Consider the following 21,370-nt stretch of genomic DNA (forward strand, 5'->3'; position numbering starts at 1 on the left):
CGGCTCGGCGCTGGGGCCACCGTCTGAAGGAGTTGACTGAACGCGGCCTCGTCGACGACGGGGGTGCCGAAGGTGCGGGCCTTCGTCGTCTTGGAGGTGGCGGCCTCGGGGTCGTTGGTGACGAGGAGGCTGGTGAGGCGCGAGACGCTGCCCGAGATGTGCAGCCCGGCCTCGATCGCGCGATCCTCCAGGAGCTCGCGGTCGACGGTGGTGTCACCGGAGATCGCCACCCGCATCCCCTGGACGAGGCAGCCGCCCGGCTGATACCGCCCCGGGTTGGGATAGGGGCAGGCGGGGCGCTTCCTCGACGGGCGCCAGCCGTGGCCGTACGGGCGCCCGCCGCTGGAGGTGCCGCGGACGACCGGGTCCGACCACTCGGTGAGGGGGCGGCAGGCGAGGAGCGGCAACTGCGCTTCCTGCGCCGCAGCCTGGTGGAGGCTGGGGCGGAAGACCTCGGCGAGCACGCGGGCGTCGTCGAGGGCGTGGTGCGCGTGCTGCTGGACGACACCGAAGTGTGCGGCGAGCGACTCCAACTTGTGGTTGGGGAGCGGCAGTCGGAGCTCCTTGGAGAGCGCGATGGTGCACAGGCGACGGTTGACCGGCGCCGTCCGCTTCGCTCGCGCGAACTCGCGGGCGATCATCGACCAGTCGAAGACGGCGTTGTGCGCAACGAGGACGCGGTCGGCGAGGCGTTCGGCGAACTCCTCTGCGATCTCGGCGAACCGCGGGGCGCCGGCGAGCTCTTCGGCGGTGAGGCCGTGAATCCAGGTGGGCCCGGGATCGCGTTCCGGGTTGACCTGTGTGTACCAGTGGTCCTCGATCTCGCCTCTGGCGTCGACGCGGTAGACGGCAGCGGAGACTATGCGGTCGTCCTTGGCCAGGCCGGTGGTCTCGACGTCCACGACCGCGTAGCCGTGCGGGTAGGCCGCGGGCCAGCGCGGGGCGGCGGGCTGCGCGGGGACGGTGCGGGGGGCCGTCCCTTCGGAGGGTGCCGTGTGCTTGTCGAGCATGGTCCCAGAGAATACGGGGCGCTACTGACAGTGCCGCACCCCCGCCCCTCGCACGGGCGAGGTGGCGGTCGTGCGGCGTACCGTCGCGCGCCCGTGCGCCACGGTCAACTCCGGGCGGACGCACGGGCGTTCGTCGGCGGCGGAGACGATTCCGTACTCCTCGGTAACGACCCCTGGTGGAGGCGCAGGAAGCGGCTCTACCGTGCTGGCATGCCAGCCAACCTGCCCGATGTCGTGCTCTGGTCGGTTCCCGCCTTCGTCCTCCTCACCGTGGTCGAGATGGTCGGCCACCGGCTCCGCCCCGACGAGGACGCCGCCGGATACGAGGCCAAGGACGCCGCCACCAGCGTCACCATGGGGCTGGGAAGCCTCGTCTTCGACGCGCTGTGGAAGATACCGATCGTCGCGATCTACGCCGCCGTGTACGAACTCACCCCGTTGCGGGCGCCGATCGCGTGGTGGTCGCTGCCGCTGATGCTGCTCGCCCAGGACTTCTTCTACTACTGGTCGCACCGCGGCCACCACGTCGTGCGCATCCTGTGGGCCTGTCACGTCGTCCACCACTCCAGCCGGAAGTTCAACTTCACCACCGCGCTCCGGCAGCCGTGGACGAGCTGGAGCGTCTGGCCGTTCTACCTGCCGCTGATCGCGCTCGGCGTCCACCCGGCCGCCCTCGCCTTCTGCTCCTCGGCCAACCTCGTCTACCAGTTCTGGGTGCACACCGAGCGGGTGGGGAGGCTTCCGCACCCCGTCGAACGGCTCTTCAACACGCCGTCGCACCACCGTGTGCACCACGCGTCCCAAGGCGGCTACCTGGACCGGAACTTCGGCGGCATCCTCATCGTCTGGGACCGCCTCTTCGGCAGCTTCGCGCCGGAGACCGAGCCGTGCGTCTACGGCCTGACGAAGAACATCGACACTTACAATCCGCTGCGCGTGGCCACCCACGAGTACGTCGCCATCGGCCGCGACCTGCGTGCGGCGCACGGCTGGCGGGAGCGCGCCGGGCGGCTCTTCCGCGGGCCCGGGTGGCAGCCGACGGTCCGGGCGCGGCCCGTCGAGGTCGCTGCTGCGGCGCCGCGGGCCGAGCAGGGGCCGGCGGGAGGCTGAGTCAACCGCCTTGCGGCGCAAGAGTGTTCGACGTGCGACGGAGGGGCGGAGCCGTGGCTCCACCCCTCCGCTGTGGTGCTCCCCGGAGACCGGGGTGTTCAGACCGTCACTCGGTGACCGCGGCGAGCGCGTCCGCGAGGCCGTGGCCGTTGAAGCTGTTGCTGCCGGGCAGACCCGTGCACTCGGCGGCGTAGGTGCCCTCGCCGTCCGGGTCGTAGTCCTCGGGGCAGGGGAGGGTCTCCGCCTGCGCCTTCAGCAGCCAACGCAGCTCCTGCGGGCTGGACTTCGGGTGCTCGCTCTTCAGCAGCGCCGTGACGCCGGCGACCTGCGGGCCGGCCATCGAGGTGCCCTGGAGGTACGCGTACTCGCCGTCGGGCATCGTCGAGAGGACGCCGCCGTCCTTCGCGGGGGCCTCGGGCGCCTGGTAGCGGCGGTCACCGCCGGGGGCGGTGACGTCGATCTCGTCCATGCCGTAGTTGGAGTAGTACGACTTGAGGTTCTCCGCGCCGGACGCGCCCACCGACACCGTGTTGGAGAGCTGCGCGGGCAGGTCCTTGCAGACCGAGGTGTCGACGGTGCGGTCGACCGGCTCCGAGTCGTTGGGGCTGGTGTCGTCGGCGAGTTCGGGCGCCGCCAGGTCCAGCGAGGAGTTGCCCGCCGAGGTGACGTGCGCGGTGCCCTTGTCCTCGGCGTAGCGCGTGGCGCGGTTGACCGCGTCGAAGATCGCCTTCTGGTCGTCCTGGTCCTGGCAGGTGAACTGCCAGGGGTCGACGTAGTAGCTGTTGTTGGTGACGTCGATGCCGTTGTCGCCGGCGAAGACCATGCCGCAGACGACGGCCTCGGCGTAGAAGAGCGACGAGGTCGGCTCGCTCACCTTGATCGCCGCGACGTTGACGCCCGGCGCGACGCCGGCGACGCCCTGGCCGTTGCGCGCCGCGGCGATGATGCCCGCGACGTGCGTGCCGTGGTAGTCCTCGGCCTTGTCGTAGGGGCGCCAGGCGCCCTTGGAGGTGTCGGCCTTGCCGCCGACGCAGTTGGCGGACTGCTTCGCCGCGAAGTTGGGCGCCAGGTCCGGGTGCGTGTCGTCGACGCCGGTGTCGATGACGCCGACGGTGACCTTCTTGCTGCCCTCGCTGATCTTGTTCGCCTCGTCGGCCTTGAGGGCGCGCTTGTCCCACTGGAGCGATTCGAGCGGCTCCTCGCCAGCGGCCTTCGCCTTGGCGGTGGCGGCTGCCTTGGACTCGTCGACGAACTTCGGCTTGCCGACGTCGGTCGTCCCCGCGGCCTTGAGCGGGGCCGTGCGCGTCGCTCCGGCGGAGTCGACGTCGTCGAGGGCGCGCATCTCCTCGCCGAACTTCGGGTTCGCCGAATGCGCGACGATCACGCCGATCTTCTGGTACGTCGCGACGACGCTTCCGCCGCCTGCGGCGACCTCCTTCTCGACGCGCTTGACGGTACGCGCGTCCGTACCGGTGTTGACGACGTAGCTCAGCTTCTCGCCGGTCTTGGCGGGCGCGGCGTCCGCCGACCCCTGCGCGCTGGCGGCAGCCGCTCCGGTCAGGCCGAGCGTGGCCGTCAGCGCGAGCCCGAGCGGCATCGCCAGGGCGCGTCTACGTCTGGAAGGTCTGGAATCCACGGGGTCTCCATGTCGTCTGAACTTGTCCACAGACGAGGGAACTTATCGCTGTGAGGTGTGAAACAGCAACGGATAGCGAAGGAAAGATCGAGGTGTGTGTGACGGGGGTGTACCGCAGCGATGTGTCTTCCGCGTATCAACAACAAACCCCTGTTGCCACGCCCGTCGCGGACCTACGATGCGCGTCACCGAGCAGCCGGGCCTCTTCTCAACTGCACTCGATGGGGCCCGAGTTGCGAGAGGCGTACTGGTAGTCAGCTTATCCCCACCTAACGATCCGTCTGGAGTCACTGTGGACACCGCCCCAGAGCAAGGGAGCTCCGGGCCGCCGGAGCGGCCGGGACCGGATTACACGGAAGTGCAGCAGAGCCAGGAGTTCGGCGAACTGCGCCGCACGTACCGCACGTTCGTCTTTCCGCTCACCATTGCTTTCGTCATCTGGTACGTGCTGTACGTCCTGCTTTCGAACTACGCGGGCGGGTTCATGGGCACCAAGGTCGTCGGCAACGTCAACGTCGCCTTCGTCTTCGGTCTGGCCCAGTTCGTCACCACCTTCCTGATCGCCTGGTGGTACTCGCGCTTCGCGGCGGCGAAGATCGACCCCAAGGGCGAGGCGATCAAGAACCGTCTTGAGTCCGAGCACGGCACGCGGGGGGACGCATGAGCGCCACTTACCAACTCGCCACACCCGCCGTGCAGTTGGCGGCCGCCGAAGGCGCCTCCGAGCACCGGCCGCTGATCATCACACTCTTCTCGGTCTTCGTCGTCATCACCCTGGTGATCACGGTGTGGGCGGGGCGCAGGACCAAGGACGCCACCGACTTCTACGCCGGCGGCCGCCAGTTCAGCGGCTTCCAGAACGGCCTCGCCGTCTCCGGCGATTACATGTCGGCCGCGTCCTTCCTCGGCATCGCGGGCGCCATCGCCCTCTACGGATACGACGGCTTCCTCTACTCCATCGGCTTCCTCGTCGCCTGGCTCGTCGCGCTGCTCCTCGTCGCCGAGCCGCTCCGCAACTCCGGGCGCTACACCATGGGCGACGTCCTCGCCTACCGGATGCGGCAGCGCCCGGTGCGCACGGCTGCCGGCATCTCGACGATCATCGTCTCGATCTTCTACCTCCTCGCGCAGATGGTCGGCGCCGGTGCGCTCGTCGCGCTGCTCCTCGGGATCACGGGCGAGGCGGGCAAGAACCTGATCGTGGTCCTTGTGGGCGTCGTGATGATCCTCTACGTGACCATCGGCGGCATGAAGGGGACGACCTGGGTCCAGATGATCAAGGCGTGCCTCCTCATCGTCGGCACCCTGATCATCACCGTGCTCGTCCTCCACAAGTACGGCTACAACGTCTCCGAACTCCTCGGTGCGGCAGCGGAGACGAGCGGAAAGGGCGCGTCCTTCCTGGAGCCGGGGCTCCAGTACGGCGCCGACGCCACGTCGAAGATCAACTTCCTCTCGCTCGGCATCGCGCTCGTCCTCGGCACCGCGGGGCTGCCGCACATCCTGATCCGCTTCTACACCGTTCCGACCGCCAAGGCGGCCCGGAAGTCGGTGCTCTGGGCGATCGGCATCATCGGCGTCTTCTACCTGATGACGATCGCGCTCGGCTTCGGCGCCGCGGCGCTGCTCAGCCCCAAGACGATCACCGACTCCAACGCGGCGGGTAACACGGCGGCGCCGCTGCTGGCCCAGGAGATCGGCGGCGGCGCCGACTCGACGGGCGGCGCTGTCCTGCTCGCCATGATCTCGGCCGTCGCCTTCGCGACGATCCTCGCGGTGGTCGCGGGGCTCACCCTCGCCTCGTCCTCGTCGTTCGCGCACGACCTGTACGCCAACGTCATCCGCAAGGGCAAGGCGTCGGAGAAAGAGGAGGTGAAGGCGGCCCGGGTCTCCGCCGTGCTCATCGGCTGCGTCGCGATCGCTCTCGGCATCTTCGCGGGCAACCTCAACGTCGCGGGTCTCGTGGCCCTCGCCTTCGCCGTCGCCGCCTCGGCGAACCTGCCGACGATCCTCTACAGCCTCTTCTGGAAGCGGTTCACCACCAGAGGCGCCCTGTGGTCGATCTACGCCGGGCTCGTCAGCTCCGTCGGGCTGGTCTTCTTCTCGCCCGTCGTCTCGGGAGCGGAGAGCTCGATGTTCCCCGGCGTCGACTTCTCCTGGTTCCCGCTGGAGAACCCCGGCCTGATCTCCATCCCGGTCGGCTTCCTCGCCGGCTTCCTCGGCGCCCTCTGGTCGAAGGACGAGGCGGCGCAGGGCGAGAAGTACGCCGAGCTGGAGGTGCGCTCCATGACCGGTACCGGCGCTCACTGAGCCCGCGAACCGCACCGGCCGGCGGCCCCGAGTCGGGGGCGCCGGCCGCGTGTTGGCGGCCATGCCGCCCGTCTCCCCGCAGGTCGCGGGCGTCCGGGAGGAGGACGGGCGTGTCGCCTGTCGGTGCCGTCACGTAATGTGCCGGGCAGTGCACCACACCCGTGGGAGGGGCTGCCTGCATGCTGCTCGACACATACGGACGCAAGGCCACCGATCTGCGCGTCTCGCTCACCGACCGTTGCAACCTGCGCTGCACCTACTGCATGCCCGAAGAGGGGCTGCAGTGGTTGGAGAAGCCCTCCCTGCTCAGCGACGACGAGATCGTGCGGCTCGTGCGCATCGCCGTCACCCGCCTGGGCGTCGAGGAGGTCCGGTTCACCGGCGGTGAGCCGCTGCTGCGCCGGGGACTCGTCGAAATCGTCGGCCGCTGCGCCGAGTTGGAGCCGCGGCCGAAGCTCTCGCTGACCAGCAACGGCATCGGCCTGGAACGCACGGCGCAGGCCCTCGCCGCCGCCGGCCTCGACCGCATCAACATCTCCCTCGACACCCTCGACCCCGAGGTCTTCCACCGCCTCACCCGCCGCAAGCGGCACGCCGATGTCCTCGCCGGCCTCCGCGCGGCGAAGGAGGCGGGACTGGAACCGGTGAAGGTCAACACCGTCCTCATGCCAGGACTCAACGAGGACGAGGCCCCGGAGCTGCTCGCCTGGGCCGTCGAGCACGGGTACGAGCTCCGCTTCATCGAGCAGATGCCGCTCGACGCCCAGCACGGCTGGCAGCGCGAGGGGATGATCACCGCGGGCGACATCCTCGCCTCCCTGCGCTCCCGCTTCCGCCTGGATCCCGAACCCGACGAGGCCCGCGGCTCCGCACCGGCCGAGCGCTGGATCGTCGACGGCGGCCCCCAGCGCGTGGGCGTGATCGCTTCCGTCACCCGCCCCTTCTGCCGGGCCTGCGACCGCACCAGGCTCACGGCCGACGGCCAGGTACGCACCTGCCTCTTCGCGACCGAGGAGTCGGACCTGCGCGGAGCCCTCCGCGAGGGCGCCTCGGACGAACACGTCGCGGAGCTCTGGCGCAAGGCGATGTGGGGGAAGAAGGCCGGCGCCGGGATCGACGACCCGTCCTTCGTCCAGCCGCAGCGCCCGATGTCGGCGATCGGCGGGTGAAGCCGGGGCGGCGCGTCAGTCGGCGCCCGGTTCGTGCCATTCCGTCAGGAGAACGACGTCCTTGAGGAACCCGCGAGCGCCGAGGAATTTGGCGAGGTACTCGCGGTGCTCCTCGCAGGCGAGCCAGGTCTTGCGGCGCTCCGGCGTGTGCAGCTTCGGGTTGTTCCAGGCGAGCACCCAGACGGCAGCGGCACGGCAGCCCTTGGTGGAGCAGACAGGGGATTCGGGGCCTTCGGCAGAGGAGGGGAACACGCTTCCATCATCCCCGCGCCGGTGCGCCCACCCGAACCGGGGTGGAGACAAACGACGCCGGGCAGCCACGGGGGGAGCCGCCCGGCGTCGGTCAGTCGCTCCGACGGGGGATGCGGAGCGCTCCTGAAGTATGGCATGGCGGACCCTGTGCGGTGCACCGGAACCGCATGATTGATCTGAGCTTTTCCTGAGCTTTCGAGGAAGAGCCAGGTCAACGCGGGCCGTCTGCGGGCCCGTTGGTGCTCTGTGCGCTCTCCGGACGGGTCTGGGACGGCGGCAGCTCGGTGCGGTAGGGCGTCGGCACGATCGAGGACGGCAGCGAGGGCGCGTTCTCCCGCCCGGCGTTGGCGACGACCACCGCCACGTACGGCAGCAGCATGCCGAGGACCAACGTGCCGACGGCGAGCGGTCGTTCGACGTCCCAGAGCACGATGGTGAGGACCACGGCGAGGGTGCGGGCGAGCATGGAGATGACGTAGCGGCGCTGTCTGCCCCGCACGTCCTCGTCAAGTCCCTTGCGGGCACCCGTGATCCGGAAGACCTCCGCGCTCCCCTGCTTGGGCATCGCGCTCCTCACCTGCTCACTGTGGTTCCGCTCCGGCCGCCCCGAGCGACCGGGTCTGCTCTCACGGTACGCCGCCCGCGACAACCGGCCCATACAGGGGCAGGCACCGGCACGCGGAGGCGCCCCGGGAGCTACACCCCGGCGACGACGGCGAGCTTCCGCCCCGCCTTGAGGTAGACGGCCGCACCGCCCTCGGGCACCTGCTCGCGGACGACCTCGCCGAGCGGACGCAGCACGTCCGGCTCGCCGAGCACCACGGTGCGCTGCTCTCCCTCCGCCGGTTCGACGACGAGCCGCAGCCCGTTCTGCTTCGCGAGGCGCCGGGCACCCGAGGCGCTCGGCGTGAACTCCAGCACCTTGGTGAGGACCGAGGCGATCCCGTCCCCACCGTGTTCGGCGAGCCCGACGCTCGGCAGCGAGCCGACGTCGGAGAACGACTTCCGCGAGAACTGCGCGGCGAACTGCTCGCGCGCCGCCATCGCCTCGCGCACCCCGTACAGGGCGGTGACGACCTCGCCCGCCACGATCCGCTTGAGGTCCATCGGGTGCACCGACCGCTCCGCGACGCGCGCCTCGACCGCCGCGATCTCGGTGTCCGTCCACTCCGTCCAGGCGCGGAGGTACGGCACCATCAACCGGTCCGGGATGGACATGATCTTGCCGAAGACGTCCTGCGGCGTGGACTGGAGGCCGACGTAGTTCCCCTTCGACTTCGACATCTTGGCGCCCGAGCCGTCCGTGCCCTCGACGAGCGGCAGCGTCGCGACGAGCTGCGGCTGCTGGCCGTACGCCTCCATGACGCGGCGGCCCATCTGGAGGTTGAGCAACTGGTCGACGCCGCCGAGCTCCACGTCGTCACCGAGTTCGGCCGAGTCGAGCGACTGGGCGACCGGGTAGAGGAGTTCGGACATGGTGAGCCCCGAACCGTCGGCGAGCCGGTTGCGGAAATCCTCGCGCTGGAGCAGTGAGGAGGCGGGGATCTGGGAGAGCAGGCTGAGGAGCTGGCCGAAGGTGAAGTCGCCGAGCCACTCGCTGTTGTGGCGGAAGCCGACCTTCTCGAAGTCGAAGAACGGCTTCACCTGGTCCTGGTAGCCGGCGAGGTGGCGTGCGATGTCCTCGTCGGTGAGCGGCGGACGCTCGGCGGTGCGCCCCGAGGGGTCGCCGATCTTCGCTGTGAAGTCGCCGATGATCAGGGTGACGTCGTGGCCCATGCGCTGGAAGCGGCTGAGCACGATCAGCGGGACCGCGTGGCCGAGGTGGACGTCGGCCGCCGTCGGGTCGATGCCCAGCTTGACGTGGAGACCGCGACCCTCGGCCCTGCGCTTCTCGATCCGCTCGGCGAGCTGCTCCTCCGACGGGAGCAGATCGACGGTGCGCGAGGCGACCAGCGCCGCCTGCTCCTGCGGCGAGAGGTCCCCGAGGTCCAGATACCGCCGCGACCCGGTCTCCTCCAGCAGCCGCTCGATGGTCTCCTCTGCGGAGAGGTCCTGTGCCAGCAGTTCACTGGCGCGCTGTACGGAGTCGCCGAGGCGTGTCACGTCACTGTCCTGTGTATCGGTACGGATGGGTCGGGGAGAGTCTATGTGCGTCGCCCGACGGCCTCGTCATGCGGCCGACCGCTCCCCGCGGAGGATTCTCGCCGCTGCGTGCCCTTCCGGCCAGCCGGTTTCCCCGGTGCGCGACGGGGCGCCTGCCTCTGGACCACGACAACTGCCGCTGCCTGCAGTCCTCGTGGCCGCCCCCGCGACGTGCGAGGGGCCGCCGTCAGCCTTGACTGACGACTGTAGGGATTCCACAGGAGGTGGCTGAGCCTGCTGTCACCGGCCGCTTCCGTCGCCGCTCCCGACGACCGATAGGTTTCCCCTGGGCGTGGTCGCGGTGCTCCCACGCACCGCTCACCCGCGCCGCCGGCGCACGCCCCCGCGCAAGGGGCCGCACGGCGACCGCGCCAAGCCAGCCCATGACGACAGGGCGTTGAGGCCGGACCGGGGCCGCCTGCCCCTCGGCCCCTCGCAGAAGACTCGCAGAAAGGGTGGTCCTCCTTGAGCCGCTCAGTACTGGTCACCGGAGGCAACCGCGGGATCGGCCTCGCCATCACGCGCGCCTTCGCGCAGGCGGGCAGGGGCAGCGAGGGCGAGGCGGACAGGGTCGCCTTCACCTACCGCTCGGGCGAGCCTCCGGCCGAGCTGCTGGAGTTGGGGTGCACCCCCGTCAAGTGCGACATCACCGATGCCGAGCAGGTCGACCAGGCGTTCAAGGAGGTCGAGGAGGCCCAGGGCCCGGTCGAGGTGCTCGTCGCCAACGCCGGTGTCAACCGCGACCAGTTGCTGCTGCGGATGTCCGAGGAGGACTTCGCCTCGGTCGTCGACACCAACCTCACCGGCACCTACCGCGTCGTCAAGCGCGCCTCCCGCGGCATGCTCCGTGCCCGCAAGGGCCGCATCGTGCTGATCTCCTCGGTGGTCGGCCTGCTGGGCTCGGCGGGGCAGGCCAACTACGCGGCCTCCAAGGCGGGACTCGTGGGCTTCGCCCGCTCCCTGTCGCGCGAACTCGGCTCGAGGAACATCACCTGCAACGTCGTCGCGCCCGGCTTCGTCGACACCGACATGACGCAGGCGCTCACCGAGGAGCAGCGCGAGGACATCGTCAAGCAGGTGCCGATGGGGCGTTACGCGCAACCGGAGGAGGTCGCCTCCTCCGTGCGCTTCATGGCTTCCGACGAAGCCGCGTACATCACCGGAGCCGTCATTCCCGTCGACGGCGGATTGGGCATGGGTCACTGAAGAAATGAGCGGAATCCTCGCTGGCAAGCGCATCCTCGTCACGGGTGTGATCACGGACGGCTCGATCGCCTTCCACGCCGCCAAGGTGGCGCAGGAGGAGGGCGCCGAGGTCGTCCTCACCGGCTTCGGCCGTCTCTCCCTGGTGCAGCGGATCGCCAAGCGGCTGCCGAAGGAGGCGCCGGTGATCGAGCTCGACGTGACCGACCAGGAGCACCTCGACACCCTCGCCGACCGCGTCCGCGAGCACGTCGACGGCCTCGACGGCGTCGTGCACTCCATCGCCTTCGGCCCCGAGGGCGCCTTCGACTTCCTCAACGCGAAGTGGGAGGACGTCGGCACGGCGGTGGAGGTCTCGGCGTTCTCGTTGAAGTCGCTGACGACGGCCGCGCTGCCGCTGATGCCGCAGGGCGGCTCGGTCGTCGGCCTCACCTTCGACGCGCAGACCGCGTGGCCGAAGTACGACTGGATGGGCGTCGCCAAGGCCGCCCTGGAGTCGACGAGCCGCTATCTCGCGCGCGACCTCGGCGAGCAGAACGTGCGCTGCAACCTGGTTTCGGCCGGACCGATCAAGTCGATGGCCGCCAAGTCGATCCCGGGCTTCGAGGAGCTCGCCGACGTGTGGAACCACCGGGCCCCGATCGGCTGGGACCTCACCGACCCGGAGCCCGCAGGACGCGGTGTCGTCGCGCTGCTCTCCGACTTCTTCCCCCGGACGACGGGCGAGATCGTCCACGTCGACGGCGGCGTGCACATGATGGGTGCCTGACCCGCCGCGAGCGCCGTCCGCCCCCGCGGGGTGGGCGGCGCTCGCCCTGCTCAGCCGCCGCTCAACTCCCGCTCCGCCGGCCGCCACTCCGCCGTGTGCGAGGCCGCCTCGAGGGCGGCGGCCTCCGCGTCGCCCTCGCGCACCGCGGCGACGAGCCGGGCGTGGTCCATGTGCGCCTCGGGGCGCAGCTCCTCGCCGACGTCGTGCCGCAGGTAGGCGCGCATCACGTCGCCGAGGTCCGCGTAGACCGCGGTGAGCACCTCGTTGTGGGAGGCCGAGACGACGCCGAGGTGCAGCCCTGCGTCCGCCTCGACGAACCGCTCGACGTTCCCGGAGTCCCACGCCGCCTCGCGCCGTGCGAGGAGCGCTTCGAGCTGGCGCAGGTCCCGCTCCGTGCGCCGGTCGGCGGCGAGTCTCGCGCCCGTGGTCTCCAGCGCCGAGCGCATCTCCGCGATGTGGCCCGGGTCGGCTTCCCTGAACCTGCGGTGCATCACCCCGGCGAGTTCGCTGGTGGCGACGACGTACGTCCCCGAACCCTGCCGGATGTCGAGCAGGCCGTTGTGCGCGAGCGCGCGCACCGCCTCGCGGACCGTGTTCCTTGCGACGCCGAGTTCCGCGACGAGCTCCGGTTCGGTCGGGATGCGCGAGCCGACCGGCCACTCGCCCGAACTGATCTGCTGCCGGAGGGTGTTGATGACCTGGTCGGCGAGGGCTGAGCGGTGCGGCGACGGCAGTGGCATGGGGTCTCCGGGTCTTCACGTGGCTGGAAGCGGCGGTCCTGCTGTTCCGCCGGCGGCGGGCGGCGCCGGCGTCCTCGCGGGAAGGGTACGCAGCAGCGGCGGCGCCCCGCCGCGCCGCCTGCGCCCTCCGCTCGTACCCGGCGTGTCCGCCGCGCGGAACCGGCTTGCCCTGGATTCATCCCATGATTCTATGATGGCTGTATGCCCACCGCAGACGACGAGACGCCGACCCGGCTCCGCACGACGCCCACCGACGAGCCCACCAGCCCCGCGACGGCCGCCGCACCCCCGAGCGAGACCGGCGGGAAAACGCCGAGTCCGGCACGGGCGCGCAGAGTTCGCACGCTCGTCGTCGTCGGCATGGTCGTCGCCGCGCTCAATCTGCGCCCCGCCATCTCCGGGCTCGGTCCGCTACTCGAAGAGGTACGCGTCGGGCTCGGGATGAACCCCACCGTTGCCGGGCTCGTCACCTCGCTGCCGCCCGCCTGCTTCGCCGCCTTCGGCGGGCTCGCGCCGCGTCTGGCGAGGCGCTGGGGGCCGGCCTCCGTCCTCCTGCTCGGCATGGCGTCGGTCCTGCTAGGGCTGCTGCTGCGCGCCGTCGCGCCCGACACCGTGAGCTTCCTCGCCGCGAGCGTCCTCGCCCTCGTCGGCATCGCGGTGAGCAACGTGCTCATGCCGGTGGTGGTCAAGCACTGGTTCCCCGACAAGGTCGGCTCCATGACGGGGCTGTACTCGATGGCGCTCGCCGTCGGTACCTCCGGCTCGGCGGCGATCGCCGTGCCCATGACCGAGGCGCTCGGCGGCAGTTGGCGCCTCGGCATCGGTGCCTGGGCGGTGCTCGGAGTGGTCGGCGTCGCCGTGTGGGGCGCGATCAGGATCACCTCAGGATCGGGCCGCGAGCCGAAGGCCGACGAGCGGCCCGGCACCGAGCCGGAGGCGCGGGTGCGGGTCGTGCGCTCGCCGACCGCGTGGGCGCTCGCCCTCTTCTTCGGGCTCCAGGCGTCGGCTGCCTACATCACGATGGGGTGGATGGCGCAGATCTACCGCGACTCCGGCGTCGCGGCGCCGACGGCCGGCCTCCTTGTCGCCGTGACGATGGGCATGGGCATCCCGCTCGCCTTCGTCCTGCCGAGGGCGGCCGCCCGGATGCGCCACCAGGGACCGCTCGTCCTGCTGTTGGGGGTGTGCGGGCTCGCCGGATACGCCGGGCTGTACTTCGCGCCCGTCGGCGGGGCATGGCTGTGGGCCTTGGTGCTCGGCGTCTCCAACTGCGCCTTCCCGCTCGCCCTCACGATGATCGGGATGCGCGCCCGCTCGCACGCGGGCGTCGTCCGCCTCTCGGCCTTCGCACAGAGCACCGGGTACCTCCTCTCCATCCCCGGCCCGCTCCTCGTCGGCGCTCTCAACGGCGCCACCGGCGGCTGGCGCATCCCGCTGATCGTGATGGCCGCGCTCCTCGTCGCGCAGATGGCGACAGGGGTGCTGGCGGGCCGCAACCGTGTGATCGAGGACGGGAGATGACGCCGGGCGCAGGAGAGCGCGGCCGGTGCGGGCCTCCCGCGCGCCGGGTGCGAGACTGCCCGTATGCCAGTCCTCGAACCGAACCCGAAGAACGGCCAGCGGAAGTTCCTCCTGATCCTCGGCGCGATGCTGCTGCTGACGGTCGTGATCGCGGTCGTCGCAAGCGTCGTCTCGCCGTGACCGCGGACGGTGGGGTTCTCCCCACCGTCCCCTAGGGGGTCCGGCTCAGGGGGAACTGGGTGGGTCACCGGATGGGGCACGGCCCCGCGGGTCCGTAGCGTCGTGGAGCGTGGGCGGACCGTCCGTCCAGGCAGCGAAGACCCGGAGGCGAGCCCCATGCCGGCCACCGCGCAGACCGCCGCGACCGACGGCGACCCGGCCCCTGCGCCGCGGCAGCGCCGGCTTCCCTGGTGGGCCCTGACGCTGCCCGCCGCCGCCTTCGCGCTGCTGACGCTGCTCGTCGGCTCGGGGGAGGCCCGCGCCGCCGAGTCCGCCTCCGCCGGCTCCCTGGTGGCGCAAGTGCTCGCCAGGGTCTACGAGGTGCTCCTGTAGCTCCCGCGGTCGTGCGCCCGAGCGGGAAGGGTGCCCAACACCCCGCGCCGCAGCGGCCGTTTCGTGCGAAGCTGGGAGACATGAGCGTCGACGTGTCCCGCAGTATTGTCCTCTTCAGGCACGCCAAGGCGGACTGGCCCGAGGTCCCCGACCACGAGCGCCCCCTCGCGGAGCGGGGCCGCAGAGAGGCGCCCGAGACGGGCGAGTGGCTCGCCGAGCACGGCCCGCTCCCGGAGCTGACCCTCTGCTCCACCGCCACCCGCACCCGCGAGACCTGGAAGCTCGCCGTCCACCAGTTCCCGCGCCGGCCCCGCACCGTCTACGAGGAGCGGCTCTACGAGGCGCCCCCTGGCCAGATCATCGAGGTGCTCAACGAGACCCCTGAGGACGTGGAGAACGTCCTCGTCGTGGGCCACAACCCGGGCATGCAGTCGGTGGCGGGGCTGCTCGCGGGCGGCGCCGACCAGGAAGCGCGCGCCCGGCTGGAGCGCGGCTTCCCCACCTCCGCGATCGCGGTGCTGCGGTTCACCGGTTCCTGGAAGTCGCTGGAGGCGGGGTCGGCCGAGCTCACCGACTTCTGGTCGCCGCAGGAGTAGCGCCGCGCCTCAGTGCGGTGCGCCGGCGACGGCGCCGCCCGTGCGCTCGTCCTCCTGACCCCCGGTGCCGAGGCGGAGCCGTTCCTCCGCGGCGAGCGTGCCGGCGTCCTGTCCGTCCGCGGCCTCGACCTCCTCGCGCGTGATCCCCAGCAGGTAGAGCACGGTGTCGAGGAAGGGCACGTTGACGGAGGTGTCGACGGCCTCGCGCACGACGGGCTTCGCGTTGAACGCGACGCCGAGGCCCGCCGTGTTGAGCATGTCCAGGTCGTTGGCGCCGTCGCCGATCGCCACCGTCTGGGCGAGGGGGAGGCCCGCCTCGGCCGCGAACCTGCGCAGCAGCCGCGCCTTGCCCGCACGGTCGACGATGCCGCCGGTGAGGCGGCCCGTGAGCTTTCCGTCGACGATCTCCAGCGTGTTGGCGGCGGCGAAGTCGAGCCCGAGCTCTTCCTGGAGCGGATCTGTGACCTGCGTGAACCCACCGGAGACGACGCCGACCTGGTAGCCGAGACGCTTCAGGGTGCGGATCAGCGTCCGCGCGCCGGGCGTCAGCCGGACGTCCCTGCGCACCTTCTCCACCACCGAGGCGTCGAGTCCGGCGAGCAGCTCGACGCGGGCGCGGAGCGACTGCGCGAAGTCGAGCTCGCCCCGCATCGCGCGCGCGGTGACCTCGGCGACCTCGTCGGCGCAGTCGGCGTAGGCGGCGAAGAGCTCGATCACCTCGTCCTGGATGAGGGTGGAGTCGACGTCCATGACGACGAGTTGGCGCGCCCGGCGGCGCAGCCCCGAGGACATCACGGCGACGTCGACACCGCGGCGCACGCCCTCCAGCGCCAACGCGGTGCGCAGCGCCCCGGTTTCCGCGCCCGAGATGTCGAACTCCACAGCGAGAACGGGGTACTTGGCGAGGCGGAAGATGCGGTCGATGTTCCCGCCCGTCGAGGTGATGCTCGCCGTTATGGCGGCCGTGGACTCCGCCGTGAGGGGGTGGCCGAGAACGGTGACGTGCGAACGCCCGGTGCCCCGGGGCTTGTTGTCGCCGGTGCCGGAGATGATCTCCGCTTCCAGCTTCATCGACTCCGCCCAGCCGTGGACGGTCGCCCGCACTTCGCCCTCGGTGGCGATCGCCGGGCTCGGGGAGGTCACCAGCGCGTTGAGGGTGATGCGACCGCGGGTGACGAGTTGCTCGATGTCCACGACCTCGACCGCGTAGGCAGCGAGGGTGTCGAAGAGTCCGGCCGTGATGCCGGGCCTGTCCTTGCCGAAGATCTTGATGAGGAGGGTCGGCGTGTCGGCGTACGAGGGCGGGGTGTCCAGCGACATGGTCATGGTCTTCTCACAGTATCCGCTGTGCAGCCTGTGGCTGGTGTGGGGGCGCTCACTCTCGTCGTGCACGCCCTCGTGCAGGCCGGGACGCATCCCCGCGTCACGAGTGCCCCCACCGCGAGCCGGTTAACTGTCCGGGTCGACGTGGCCCACGGCTCCGTCGCGGTGGGTCCTGGATGCGGTGCACAGCGTATCCGCAGCCGCACTGAACACACCCGGTCAGGGCGGGGCGGCCGTGGTCGATGTCCGTGATCTCCGATCCGCCGTGGTCCGTGCGGATTTCCCTGTCCCGGTCTCGTCACGTCCTCCGGCCCGGCTTTCTGCCGGGCACCGCTCCCTGGAATAGTTCCCCACGATGTTCACCATCCCTAGACTCCCTCTCTCAAGCGGGGGGTACCTCGGGGGACAACTTTGTGGGGCATGGAGTGCCGGAACTCGTACTGGAATTGAACGGACAGACCTGGACGCTCGACCCGTCCAGGGCATACTCCCTGGGTCGCGATCCCCAGGGCGACGTGGTCGTGGAGGACGCCAGGGTCTCCTGGCGGCACGCCACCGTCCGCTGGGGCGGGCGTAGTTGGGTCCTCGAGGACCACGGAAGCACCAACGGCACGTACACGCAGGGGCAGCGCATCCAGCAGCTTGAGCTCGCCCCCGGGACGAGCGTGAACCTGGGCAACGCCGCCGACGGCCCGCGGCTCACCCTTTCCGGCGCCGCAGCGGCGCAGCCCGGCGGGTACGCGGCGCAGGTCGGCGCCCCGGGCGCGCAGCAGCAGGGCCAGCCGGTGCCGGAGGCGTATCCCCAGCAGGCGCCGTACCCGCAGCAGGGCTTCGGACAGCCCGCCGCCCCCCTGCACGCGCAGCAGCCGGGCCAGCCGTACCCCGCCGAGCAGCAGTGGGGCCAACCCGCCCCGCAGCAGCCGCAGATGGCGCAGCCGGTGCCGTCCCCGAGGCAGGAGCCGGCGACGGGCGGGGGAGACCGCAGCCCCACCAGCTTCCACCAGCTCTCGCTCGGGCGCGTGATGCGGATCGGCCGGTCGCTGGAGAACGAGCTCGTCGTCTCGGACCTCCAAGTCTCCCGGCACCACGCGGAGTTCAGGGCGACCCCCGACGGCCGCTTCGAGATCCACGACCTGGGCAGCCACAACGGCACCTACGTGAACGGCCAGTTGCTGCCTAAGGCCGGCTCGGTCGTCATCACCCCGCAGGACACGGTCGGCGTCGGCCACTCCACCTTCCGGCTCGTCGGCGACCGTCTGGAGGAGTTCGTCGACACCGGCGAGGTCTCCTTCTCCGCGCGCCACCTGACCGTCAAGGTCGACAGCGGGAAGGTGATCCTCGACAACGTCACCTTCGGGGTTCCGGAGAAGTCGCTGATCGGCGTGATCGGCCCGTCCGGCTCAGGCAAGTCGACGCTGCTGCGCGCGCTCACCGGCTACCGCCCGGCCGACGAGGGCGAGGTCCTCTACGACAACCGCAACCTCTACGAGCACTTCGCCGAACTCCGGCAGCGCATCGGCCTCGTACCGCAGGACGACATCCTCCACAAGGAGCTGAAGGTACGTACGGCGCTGCGGTACGCGGCCAAGCTCCGCTTCCCCGGCGACGTCGCCGACGCGGAGCGGAACGCGCGCGTCGAGGAGGTCCTCGCCGAACTCAAGCTCGACATCCACGCCGACAAGCGCATCACCTCGCTCTCCGGCGGCCAGCGCAAGCGCGTCTCCGTCGCCCTCGAACTGCTGACGAAGCCCTCGCTGATCTTCCTCGACGAGCCCACCTCGGGGCTCGACCCCGGCATGGACCGCGACGTGATGCAGCTCCTGCGCGGTCTCGCCGACGACGGCCGTACCGTCCTGGTCGTCACGCACTCCGTAGCCGAACTCGGCCTGTGCGACAAGCTTCTGGTGATGGCCCCCGGCGGCGGCGTCGCGTACTTCGGCCCGCCGGAGGAAGCGCTCAACTTCTTCGGCTACGGAAGCTGGGCCGACGTCTTCTCGGCCTTCGAGAACTACCGCGACCACGACTGGATGGGCCGCTGGCAGGGCTCGCAGCACTACCAGATGTACGCCGCCGAGCTCGACGCCTCGATGGCCCCGGGCGCGGGAAGCGCGCCCGAGATCTCGGCCAAGCACCACAAGCCGCAGAGCTGGCTGTCCCAGCTCTGGACGCTGATGCGGCGGTACACGTCCGTCATCGCCTCCGACCGCGGCTTCCTCGCGCTGATGGTGATCCTTCCCGCGGTGATCGGCGGGGTGTCGAGGGTGATCCCCGCAGCGTCCGGGCTCTCCGCGCCGGACAGAGGCTTCAACGGGCCTGCCGGCACGATCCTGCTCATCCTCGTCGTCGGCATGGTCTTCACCGGCTCCGCCAACTCCGTACGCGAGTTGATCAAGGAACGTGTCATCTACGAGCGGGAACGGGCGACCGGTCTCTCGCGCTCGGCCTATCTGATGTCCAAGATCATCGTTCTCGGCGTGATCACCGCCTTCCAGGCAGTGATCATCTCGGTGATCGCCTTCCCCGCGCGCAAACTCCCCGACGAGGGCGTCCTCATGCCGCCTGCGCTCGAACTCTGCGTCGGTCTCACCGCGTTGGGCCTCACCGCCCTCACCCTCGGGCTCGTCATCTCGTCGCTGGTGAAGACGTCGGAGAAGACGATGCCGCTGCTGGTGATGGTCGCCATCGTGCAGGTCGTCTTCACGGGCGTGCTCTTCCAGGTCTACGGCTCGCTCGGCGTCGAGCAGCTCGCCTGGCTCATGCCCTCGCGCTGGGGCGTCGCCGTCACGGGTTCGACGATCGACCTCTCGCACCTCATGGTCCCGTGGGACCGCAGCAACCCCGACGACCTCGACCCGCTCTGGGAGCACTCGGTGGGCATCTGGGCCCTGGACCTCGGCGTCCTGCTCCTCATCGGCGTCGCCTGCGCCTTCCTCGTCCTGCGCCTGCTCCGCAGGCACGAGCCGGAGGTCATGCGGAAGTGACCGCGCGAGCATGAGCGGGAGGCGGCGTCCGCGGACGTCGCCTCCCGTGCGTCGGGACCCCCTCGGCCGACTGCGACCCCGGACCTAGGACCGGCGTCCCGGCCGCGGGCACTCCAGGCCGATCCCGCTCGCGCGCCTGTCCGAGTAGCGTGCAGAGATGATCCCCCGAACCGGGCTCTCGGCCGTCAGCGCCGCGCTCCTCGCCATGAACCGGCAGCTGGAGGTGCGCGACGTGCTGCAGACCATCGTCGCCTCGGCGCGCGAGCTCCTCGGCGCCCGGTACGCGGCGCTCGGCGTCCCCGACGACCACGGCGGCTTCGCGCAGTTCGTCGTCGCCGGCGTCAGCGAGGAGCAGTGGCGCGCGATCGGGCCGCTCCCGCGCCAGCACGGCGTCCTCGCCGCGATGCTCGAGGAGGCGACACCGCAGCGCCTCGCCGACGTCCGCGAGGACCCCCGCTTCGGCGGCTGGCCCGGGGCCCACCCTGTCCTCTCCGACTTCCTCGGCATGCCGATCGCCGACGACGAGCAGGTCCTCGGCGCCCTCTTCCTCGCCAACAAGGAATGCCCGAGCGACGCTCCGGACGCCGCCGAAGAGGGCAAGCGCTGCCGCTTCACCGAGGAGGACGAGGAGCTCCTCGCGCTCCTCGCCCAGCATGCGGCGATCGCGCTCACCAACGCACGGCTCTACGAGCGCAGCCGTGAGCTCACCCTCACCTCCGAGCGCGCCCGCATCGCCACCGAACTCCACGACGCCGTGGCGCAGAAGCTCTTCTCACTGCGGCTCACGGCGCAGGCGGCGGCCGCCCTCGTCGACCGCGATCCGGCCCGCGCCAAGGAGGAGCTCCAGGAGGTGGCCGCGCTCTCCGCGCAGGCCGCCGACGAACTCCGCGCCGTCGTCACCGAACTGCGCCCGGCCGCTCTCGACGAGGACGGGCTCGTCGCCACCCTGCGCACCCAGGCCCAGGTCCTCGACCGTGCGCACACCGCCTCCGTCACCTTCTCGTCGCACGGGGTGCGCGCCCTCCCGGCAGCGCAGGAGGAGGCGCTCCTGCGGGTCGCTCAGGAAGCGATGCACAACGCACTGCGCCATGCGGACGCCACCGAGGTCGGCGTCGCGCTGCTCCGCAGCGGCCCGGGCGCCGTGCTCACCGTCCGCGACGACGGCCGCGGCTTCGACCCCGCAGGCGTGCACGGCGCCGGCCGCCACCTCGGCCTCGTCTCCATGCGCGACCGGGCGCACGGGGTGGGCGGAAGGCTCGACGTCCGCTCGGAGCCCGGCCGGGGCACCGTCATCGAAATGGAGGTACCAGGTGGCTGAGGTGATCCGCGTGCTCCTCGTCGACGACCACCAGGTCGTACGCCGGGGCTTGCGCACGTTTCTGGAGGTCCAGGACGACATCGAGGTCGTCGGCGAGGCCGCAGACGGCGAGGAGGGGCTCGCCCGCATCGAGGAGCTCAGGCCCGACGTGGTGCTCATGGACGTGAAGATGCCCGGCACCGACGGCGTCGATGCGCTCCGCGGGCTCCGTGCGTCGGGCAACCCCGCGCGCGTGCTCGTGGTGACGAGCTTCACCGAACAGCGCACGGTGGTCCCGGCGTTGCGCGCCGGAGCCGCCGGCTACGTCTACAAGGACGTCGATCCCGAGGCCCTCGCCGGCGCGATCCGCTCCGTCCACGCGGGCCACGTGCTCCTCCAGCCGGAGGTGGCCGGCGCCCTCCTCCACGACGAGGACGCGGGCCAACCCGCCGGGCGCGCACCGACGTTGACCGAGCGCGAGGACCAGGTCCTCGAACTCATCGCCGACGGTCGCTCCAACCGCGAGATCGCGAAAGCGCTGGTGCTCTCGGAGAAGACCGTCAAGACGCACGTCTCCAACATCCTCATGAAACTCGACCTCGCCGACCGCACCCAGGCGGCGCTCTGGGCGGTACGGCACGGCATCGGCGGATGAGTTGACGACGGCCGCCCCGGCGCGCGACCGCGCGGGGGAGCGCCCGCCCCATGGCACCCGCCCGCCCCGGGCTGCGATCCGCCCCGCGCCTCCGTCCGTCGACG

At 71.0% G+C, this 21,370-nt stretch carries 20 protein-coding genes; 13 read left to right on the forward strand and 7 right to left on the reverse strand.

All coding sequences use genetic code 11. The features are described 5' to 3' along the window. Positions 1 to 1,010 (reverse strand): DEDDh family exonuclease (locus UWG_RS0110975; protein WP_016907255.1); only part of this gene is annotated, 1,010 nt, incomplete at its 3' end. 210 nt (positions 1,011 to 1,220) lie between these two features. Between UWG_RS0110975 and UWG_RS0110980 the strand changes: the two genes are divergently transcribed. Beyond that, positions 1,221 to 2,120 carry a sterol desaturase family protein gene (locus tag UWG_RS0110980; protein ID WP_016907256.1) on the forward strand — a complete coding sequence of 300 codons (900 nt, stop codon included), beginning with the start codon at positions 1,221 to 1,223 and terminating at the stop codon, positions 2,118 to 2,120. Between the two features lie 106 nt (positions 2,121 to 2,226). Here UWG_RS0110980 and UWG_RS0110985 read toward each other — a convergent pair whose 3' ends face one another. Next, positions 2,227 to 3,717 carry a S8 family peptidase gene (locus tag UWG_RS0110985; RefSeq protein WP_016907257.1) on the reverse strand — a complete coding sequence of 497 codons (1,491 nt, stop codon included), beginning with the start codon at positions 3,715 to 3,717 and terminating at the stop codon, positions 2,227 to 2,229. Positions 3,718 to 4,114: 397 nt separating this feature from the next. Here UWG_RS0110985 and UWG_RS0110990 point away from each other — a divergent pair, with 397 nt between their 5' ends. The 3 genes from UWG_RS0110990 (at position 4,115) to moaA (ending at position 7,235) form a co-directional block, all read left to right on the forward strand. Beyond that, on the forward strand, positions 4,115 to 4,420 hold the full coding sequence (locus UWG_RS0110990) for a DUF485 domain-containing protein (RefSeq protein ID WP_016907258.1): 306 nt from the start codon (positions 4,115 to 4,117) through the stop codon (positions 4,418 to 4,420). Then, positions 4,417 to 6,066 carry a solute symporter family protein gene (locus UWG_RS0110995; RefSeq protein WP_016907259.1) on the forward strand — a complete coding sequence of 550 codons (1,650 nt, stop codon included), beginning with the start codon at positions 4,417 to 4,419 and terminating at the stop codon, positions 6,064 to 6,066. Before UWG_RS0110990 ends, UWG_RS0110995 begins: the two co-directional genes overlap by 4 nt. 179 nt (positions 6,067 to 6,245) lie before the next feature. Next, a complete protein-coding gene (moaA, locus tag UWG_RS0111000; protein ID WP_016907260.1) occupies positions 6,246 to 7,235 on the forward strand; it encodes a GTP 3',8-cyclase MoaA in 990 nt (329 codons plus the stop codon). Positions 7,236 to 7,250: 15 nt separating this feature from the next. On the opposite strand, the gene UWG_RS0111005 is transcribed toward moaA, so the two are convergent. The 3 genes from UWG_RS0111005 to tyrS form a co-directional block, all read right to left on the reverse strand. After that, positions 7,251 to 7,487 carry a hypothetical protein gene (locus UWG_RS0111005; RefSeq protein WP_016907261.1) on the reverse strand — a complete coding sequence of 79 codons (237 nt, stop codon included), beginning with the start codon at positions 7,485 to 7,487 and terminating at the stop codon, positions 7,251 to 7,253. Between the two features lie 211 nt (positions 7,488 to 7,698). Then, positions 7,699 to 8,052, reverse strand: coding sequence for a DUF3099 domain-containing protein (locus UWG_RS0111010; protein WP_016907262.1), 354 nt, complete (start codon positions 8,050 to 8,052; stop codon positions 7,699 to 7,701). 131 nt (positions 8,053 to 8,183) lie between these two features. Continuing rightward, the gene (gene tyrS, locus UWG_RS0111015; protein ID WP_016907263.1) at positions 8,184 to 9,590 is read right to left on the reverse strand and encodes a tyrosine--tRNA ligase; all 1,407 of its coding nucleotides are present in this window, start codon (positions 9,588 to 9,590) and stop codon (positions 8,184 to 8,186) included. 504 nt (positions 9,591 to 10,094) lie between these two features. Here tyrS and fabG point away from each other — a divergent pair. Both fabG and fabI read left to right on the forward strand, forming a co-directional pair. After that, on the forward strand, positions 10,095 to 10,835 hold the full coding sequence (fabG, locus tag UWG_RS0111020; RefSeq protein ID WP_016907264.1) for a 3-oxoacyl-[acyl-carrier-protein] reductase: 741 nt from the start codon (positions 10,095 to 10,097) through the stop codon (positions 10,833 to 10,835). 4 nt (positions 10,836 to 10,839) lie between these two features. Continuing rightward, positions 10,840 to 11,601, forward strand: a complete 762-nt coding sequence (gene fabI / locus UWG_RS0111025; protein WP_016907265.1) for an enoyl-ACP reductase FabI — start codon at positions 10,840 to 10,842, stop codon at positions 11,599 to 11,601. 50 nt (positions 11,602 to 11,651) lie between these two features. Here fabI and UWG_RS0111030 read toward each other — a convergent pair whose 3' ends face one another. Next, positions 11,652 to 12,341: a FadR/GntR family transcriptional regulator gene (locus tag UWG_RS0111030; RefSeq protein WP_016907266.1), complete on the reverse strand. Its 690-nt coding sequence runs from the start codon at positions 12,339 to 12,341 to the stop codon at positions 11,652 to 11,654. Between the two features lie 201 nt (positions 12,342 to 12,542). Here UWG_RS0111030 and UWG_RS0111035 point away from each other — a divergent pair, with 201 nt between their 5' ends. From UWG_RS0111035 to UWG_RS0111050, 4 genes are all read left to right on the forward strand, one after another. Beyond that, positions 12,543 to 13,862, forward strand: coding sequence for a CynX/NimT family MFS transporter (locus tag UWG_RS0111035; RefSeq protein ID WP_016907267.1), 1,320 nt, complete (start codon positions 12,543 to 12,545; stop codon positions 13,860 to 13,862). Positions 13,863 to 13,925: 63 nt separating this feature from the next. After that, positions 13,926 to 14,042 carry an SGM_5486 family transporter-associated protein gene (locus UWG_RS33950; protein WP_016907268.1) on the forward strand — a complete coding sequence of 39 codons (117 nt, stop codon included), beginning with the start codon at positions 13,926 to 13,928 and terminating at the stop codon, positions 14,040 to 14,042. Positions 14,043 to 14,198: 156 nt separating this feature from the next. Further along, entirely contained in the window at positions 14,199 to 14,414 is a 216-nt protein-coding gene (locus UWG_RS0111045; RefSeq protein WP_016907269.1) for a hypothetical protein, read from the forward strand. 80 nt (positions 14,415 to 14,494) lie between these two features. Further along, positions 14,495 to 15,010 (forward strand): SixA phosphatase family protein, encoded by a 516-nt coding sequence (locus UWG_RS0111050; protein WP_016907270.1) that lies wholly within the window; start codon positions 14,495 to 14,497, stop codon positions 15,008 to 15,010. A 9-nt stretch (positions 15,011 to 15,019) separates the two neighbouring features. On the opposite strand, the gene serB is transcribed toward UWG_RS0111050, so the two are convergent. Next, positions 15,020 to 16,330 carry a phosphoserine phosphatase SerB gene (gene serB, locus UWG_RS0111055; protein ID WP_237720052.1) on the reverse strand — a complete coding sequence of 437 codons (1,311 nt, stop codon included), beginning with the start codon at positions 16,328 to 16,330 and terminating at the stop codon, positions 15,020 to 15,022. A gap of 416 nt (positions 16,331 to 16,746) precedes the next feature. Between serB and UWG_RS0111060 the strand changes: the two genes are divergently transcribed. The 3 genes from UWG_RS0111060 to UWG_RS0111070 all read left to right on the forward strand — a co-directional run bounded on the left by UWG_RS0111060 (position 16,747) and on the right by UWG_RS0111070 (position 21,266). Then, entirely contained in the window at positions 16,747 to 19,314 is a 2,568-nt protein-coding gene (locus UWG_RS0111060) for an FHA domain-containing protein (protein WP_106429951.1), read from the forward strand. Between the two features lie 157 nt (positions 19,315 to 19,471). Then, positions 19,472 to 20,632, forward strand: a complete 1,161-nt coding sequence (locus UWG_RS0111065) for a GAF domain-containing sensor histidine kinase (RefSeq protein ID WP_016907273.1) — start codon at positions 19,472 to 19,474, stop codon at positions 20,630 to 20,632. Next, on the forward strand, positions 20,625 to 21,266 hold the full coding sequence (locus tag UWG_RS0111070; RefSeq protein ID WP_016907274.1) for a response regulator: 642 nt from the start codon (positions 20,625 to 20,627) through the stop codon (positions 21,264 to 21,266). Before UWG_RS0111065 ends, UWG_RS0111070 begins: the two co-directional genes overlap by 8 nt. The last annotated feature ends 104 nt before the right edge of the window (positions 21,267 to 21,370 follow it).

It is taken from the genome of Streptomyces xiaopingdaonensis (assembly GCF_000262345.1).
Classification (GTDB): domain Bacteria; phylum Actinomycetota; class Actinomycetes; order Streptomycetales; family Streptomycetaceae; genus Streptomyces; species Streptomyces xiaopingdaonensis.

Excerpts from the sequence above, each read along its gene's own strand:
- UWG_RS0111030 (WP_016907266.1), bottom strand. The coding sequence starts at position 12,341 with ATGCCACTGCCGTCGCCGCACCGCTCAGCCCTCGCCGACCAGGTCATC.
- fabI (WP_016907265.1), top strand. The coding sequence starts at position 10,840 with ATGAGCGGAATCCTCGCTGGCAAGCGCATCCTCGTCACGGGTGTGATC.
- UWG_RS0111035 (WP_016907267.1), top strand. The coding sequence starts at position 12,543 with ATGCCCACCGCAGACGACGAGACGCCGACCCGGCTCCGCACGACGCCC.
- UWG_RS0111050 (WP_016907270.1), top strand. The coding sequence starts at position 14,495 with ATGAGCGTCGACGTGTCCCGCAGTATTGTCCTCTTCAGGCACGCCAAG.
- serB (WP_237720052.1), bottom strand. The coding sequence starts at position 16,330 with ATGTCGCTGGACACCCCGCCCTCGTACGCCGACACGCCGACCCTCCTC.
- UWG_RS0110985 (WP_016907257.1), bottom strand. The coding sequence starts at position 3,717 with ATGCCGCTCGGGCTCGCGCTGACGGCCACGCTCGGCCTGACCGGAGCG.
- UWG_RS0110980 (WP_016907256.1), top strand. The coding sequence starts at position 1,221 with ATGCCAGCCAACCTGCCCGATGTCGTGCTCTGGTCGGTTCCCGCCTTC.
- UWG_RS0111045 (WP_016907269.1), top strand. The coding sequence starts at position 14,199 with ATGCCGGCCACCGCGCAGACCGCCGCGACCGACGGCGACCCGGCCCCT.
- UWG_RS0111010 (WP_016907262.1), bottom strand. The coding sequence starts at position 8,052 with ATGCCCAAGCAGGGGAGCGCGGAGGTCTTCCGGATCACGGGTGCCCGC.
- UWG_RS0110995 (WP_016907259.1), top strand. The coding sequence starts at position 4,417 with ATGAGCGCCACTTACCAACTCGCCACACCCGCCGTGCAGTTGGCGGCC.
- moaA (WP_016907260.1), top strand. The coding sequence starts at position 6,246 with ATGCTGCTCGACACATACGGACGCAAGGCCACCGATCTGCGCGTCTCG.
- UWG_RS0111065 (WP_016907273.1), top strand. The coding sequence starts at position 19,472 with ATGATCCCCCGAACCGGGCTCTCGGCCGTCAGCGCCGCGCTCCTCGCC.
- UWG_RS33950 (WP_016907268.1), top strand. The coding sequence starts at position 13,926 with ATGCCAGTCCTCGAACCGAACCCGAAGAACGGCCAGCGGAAGTTCCTC.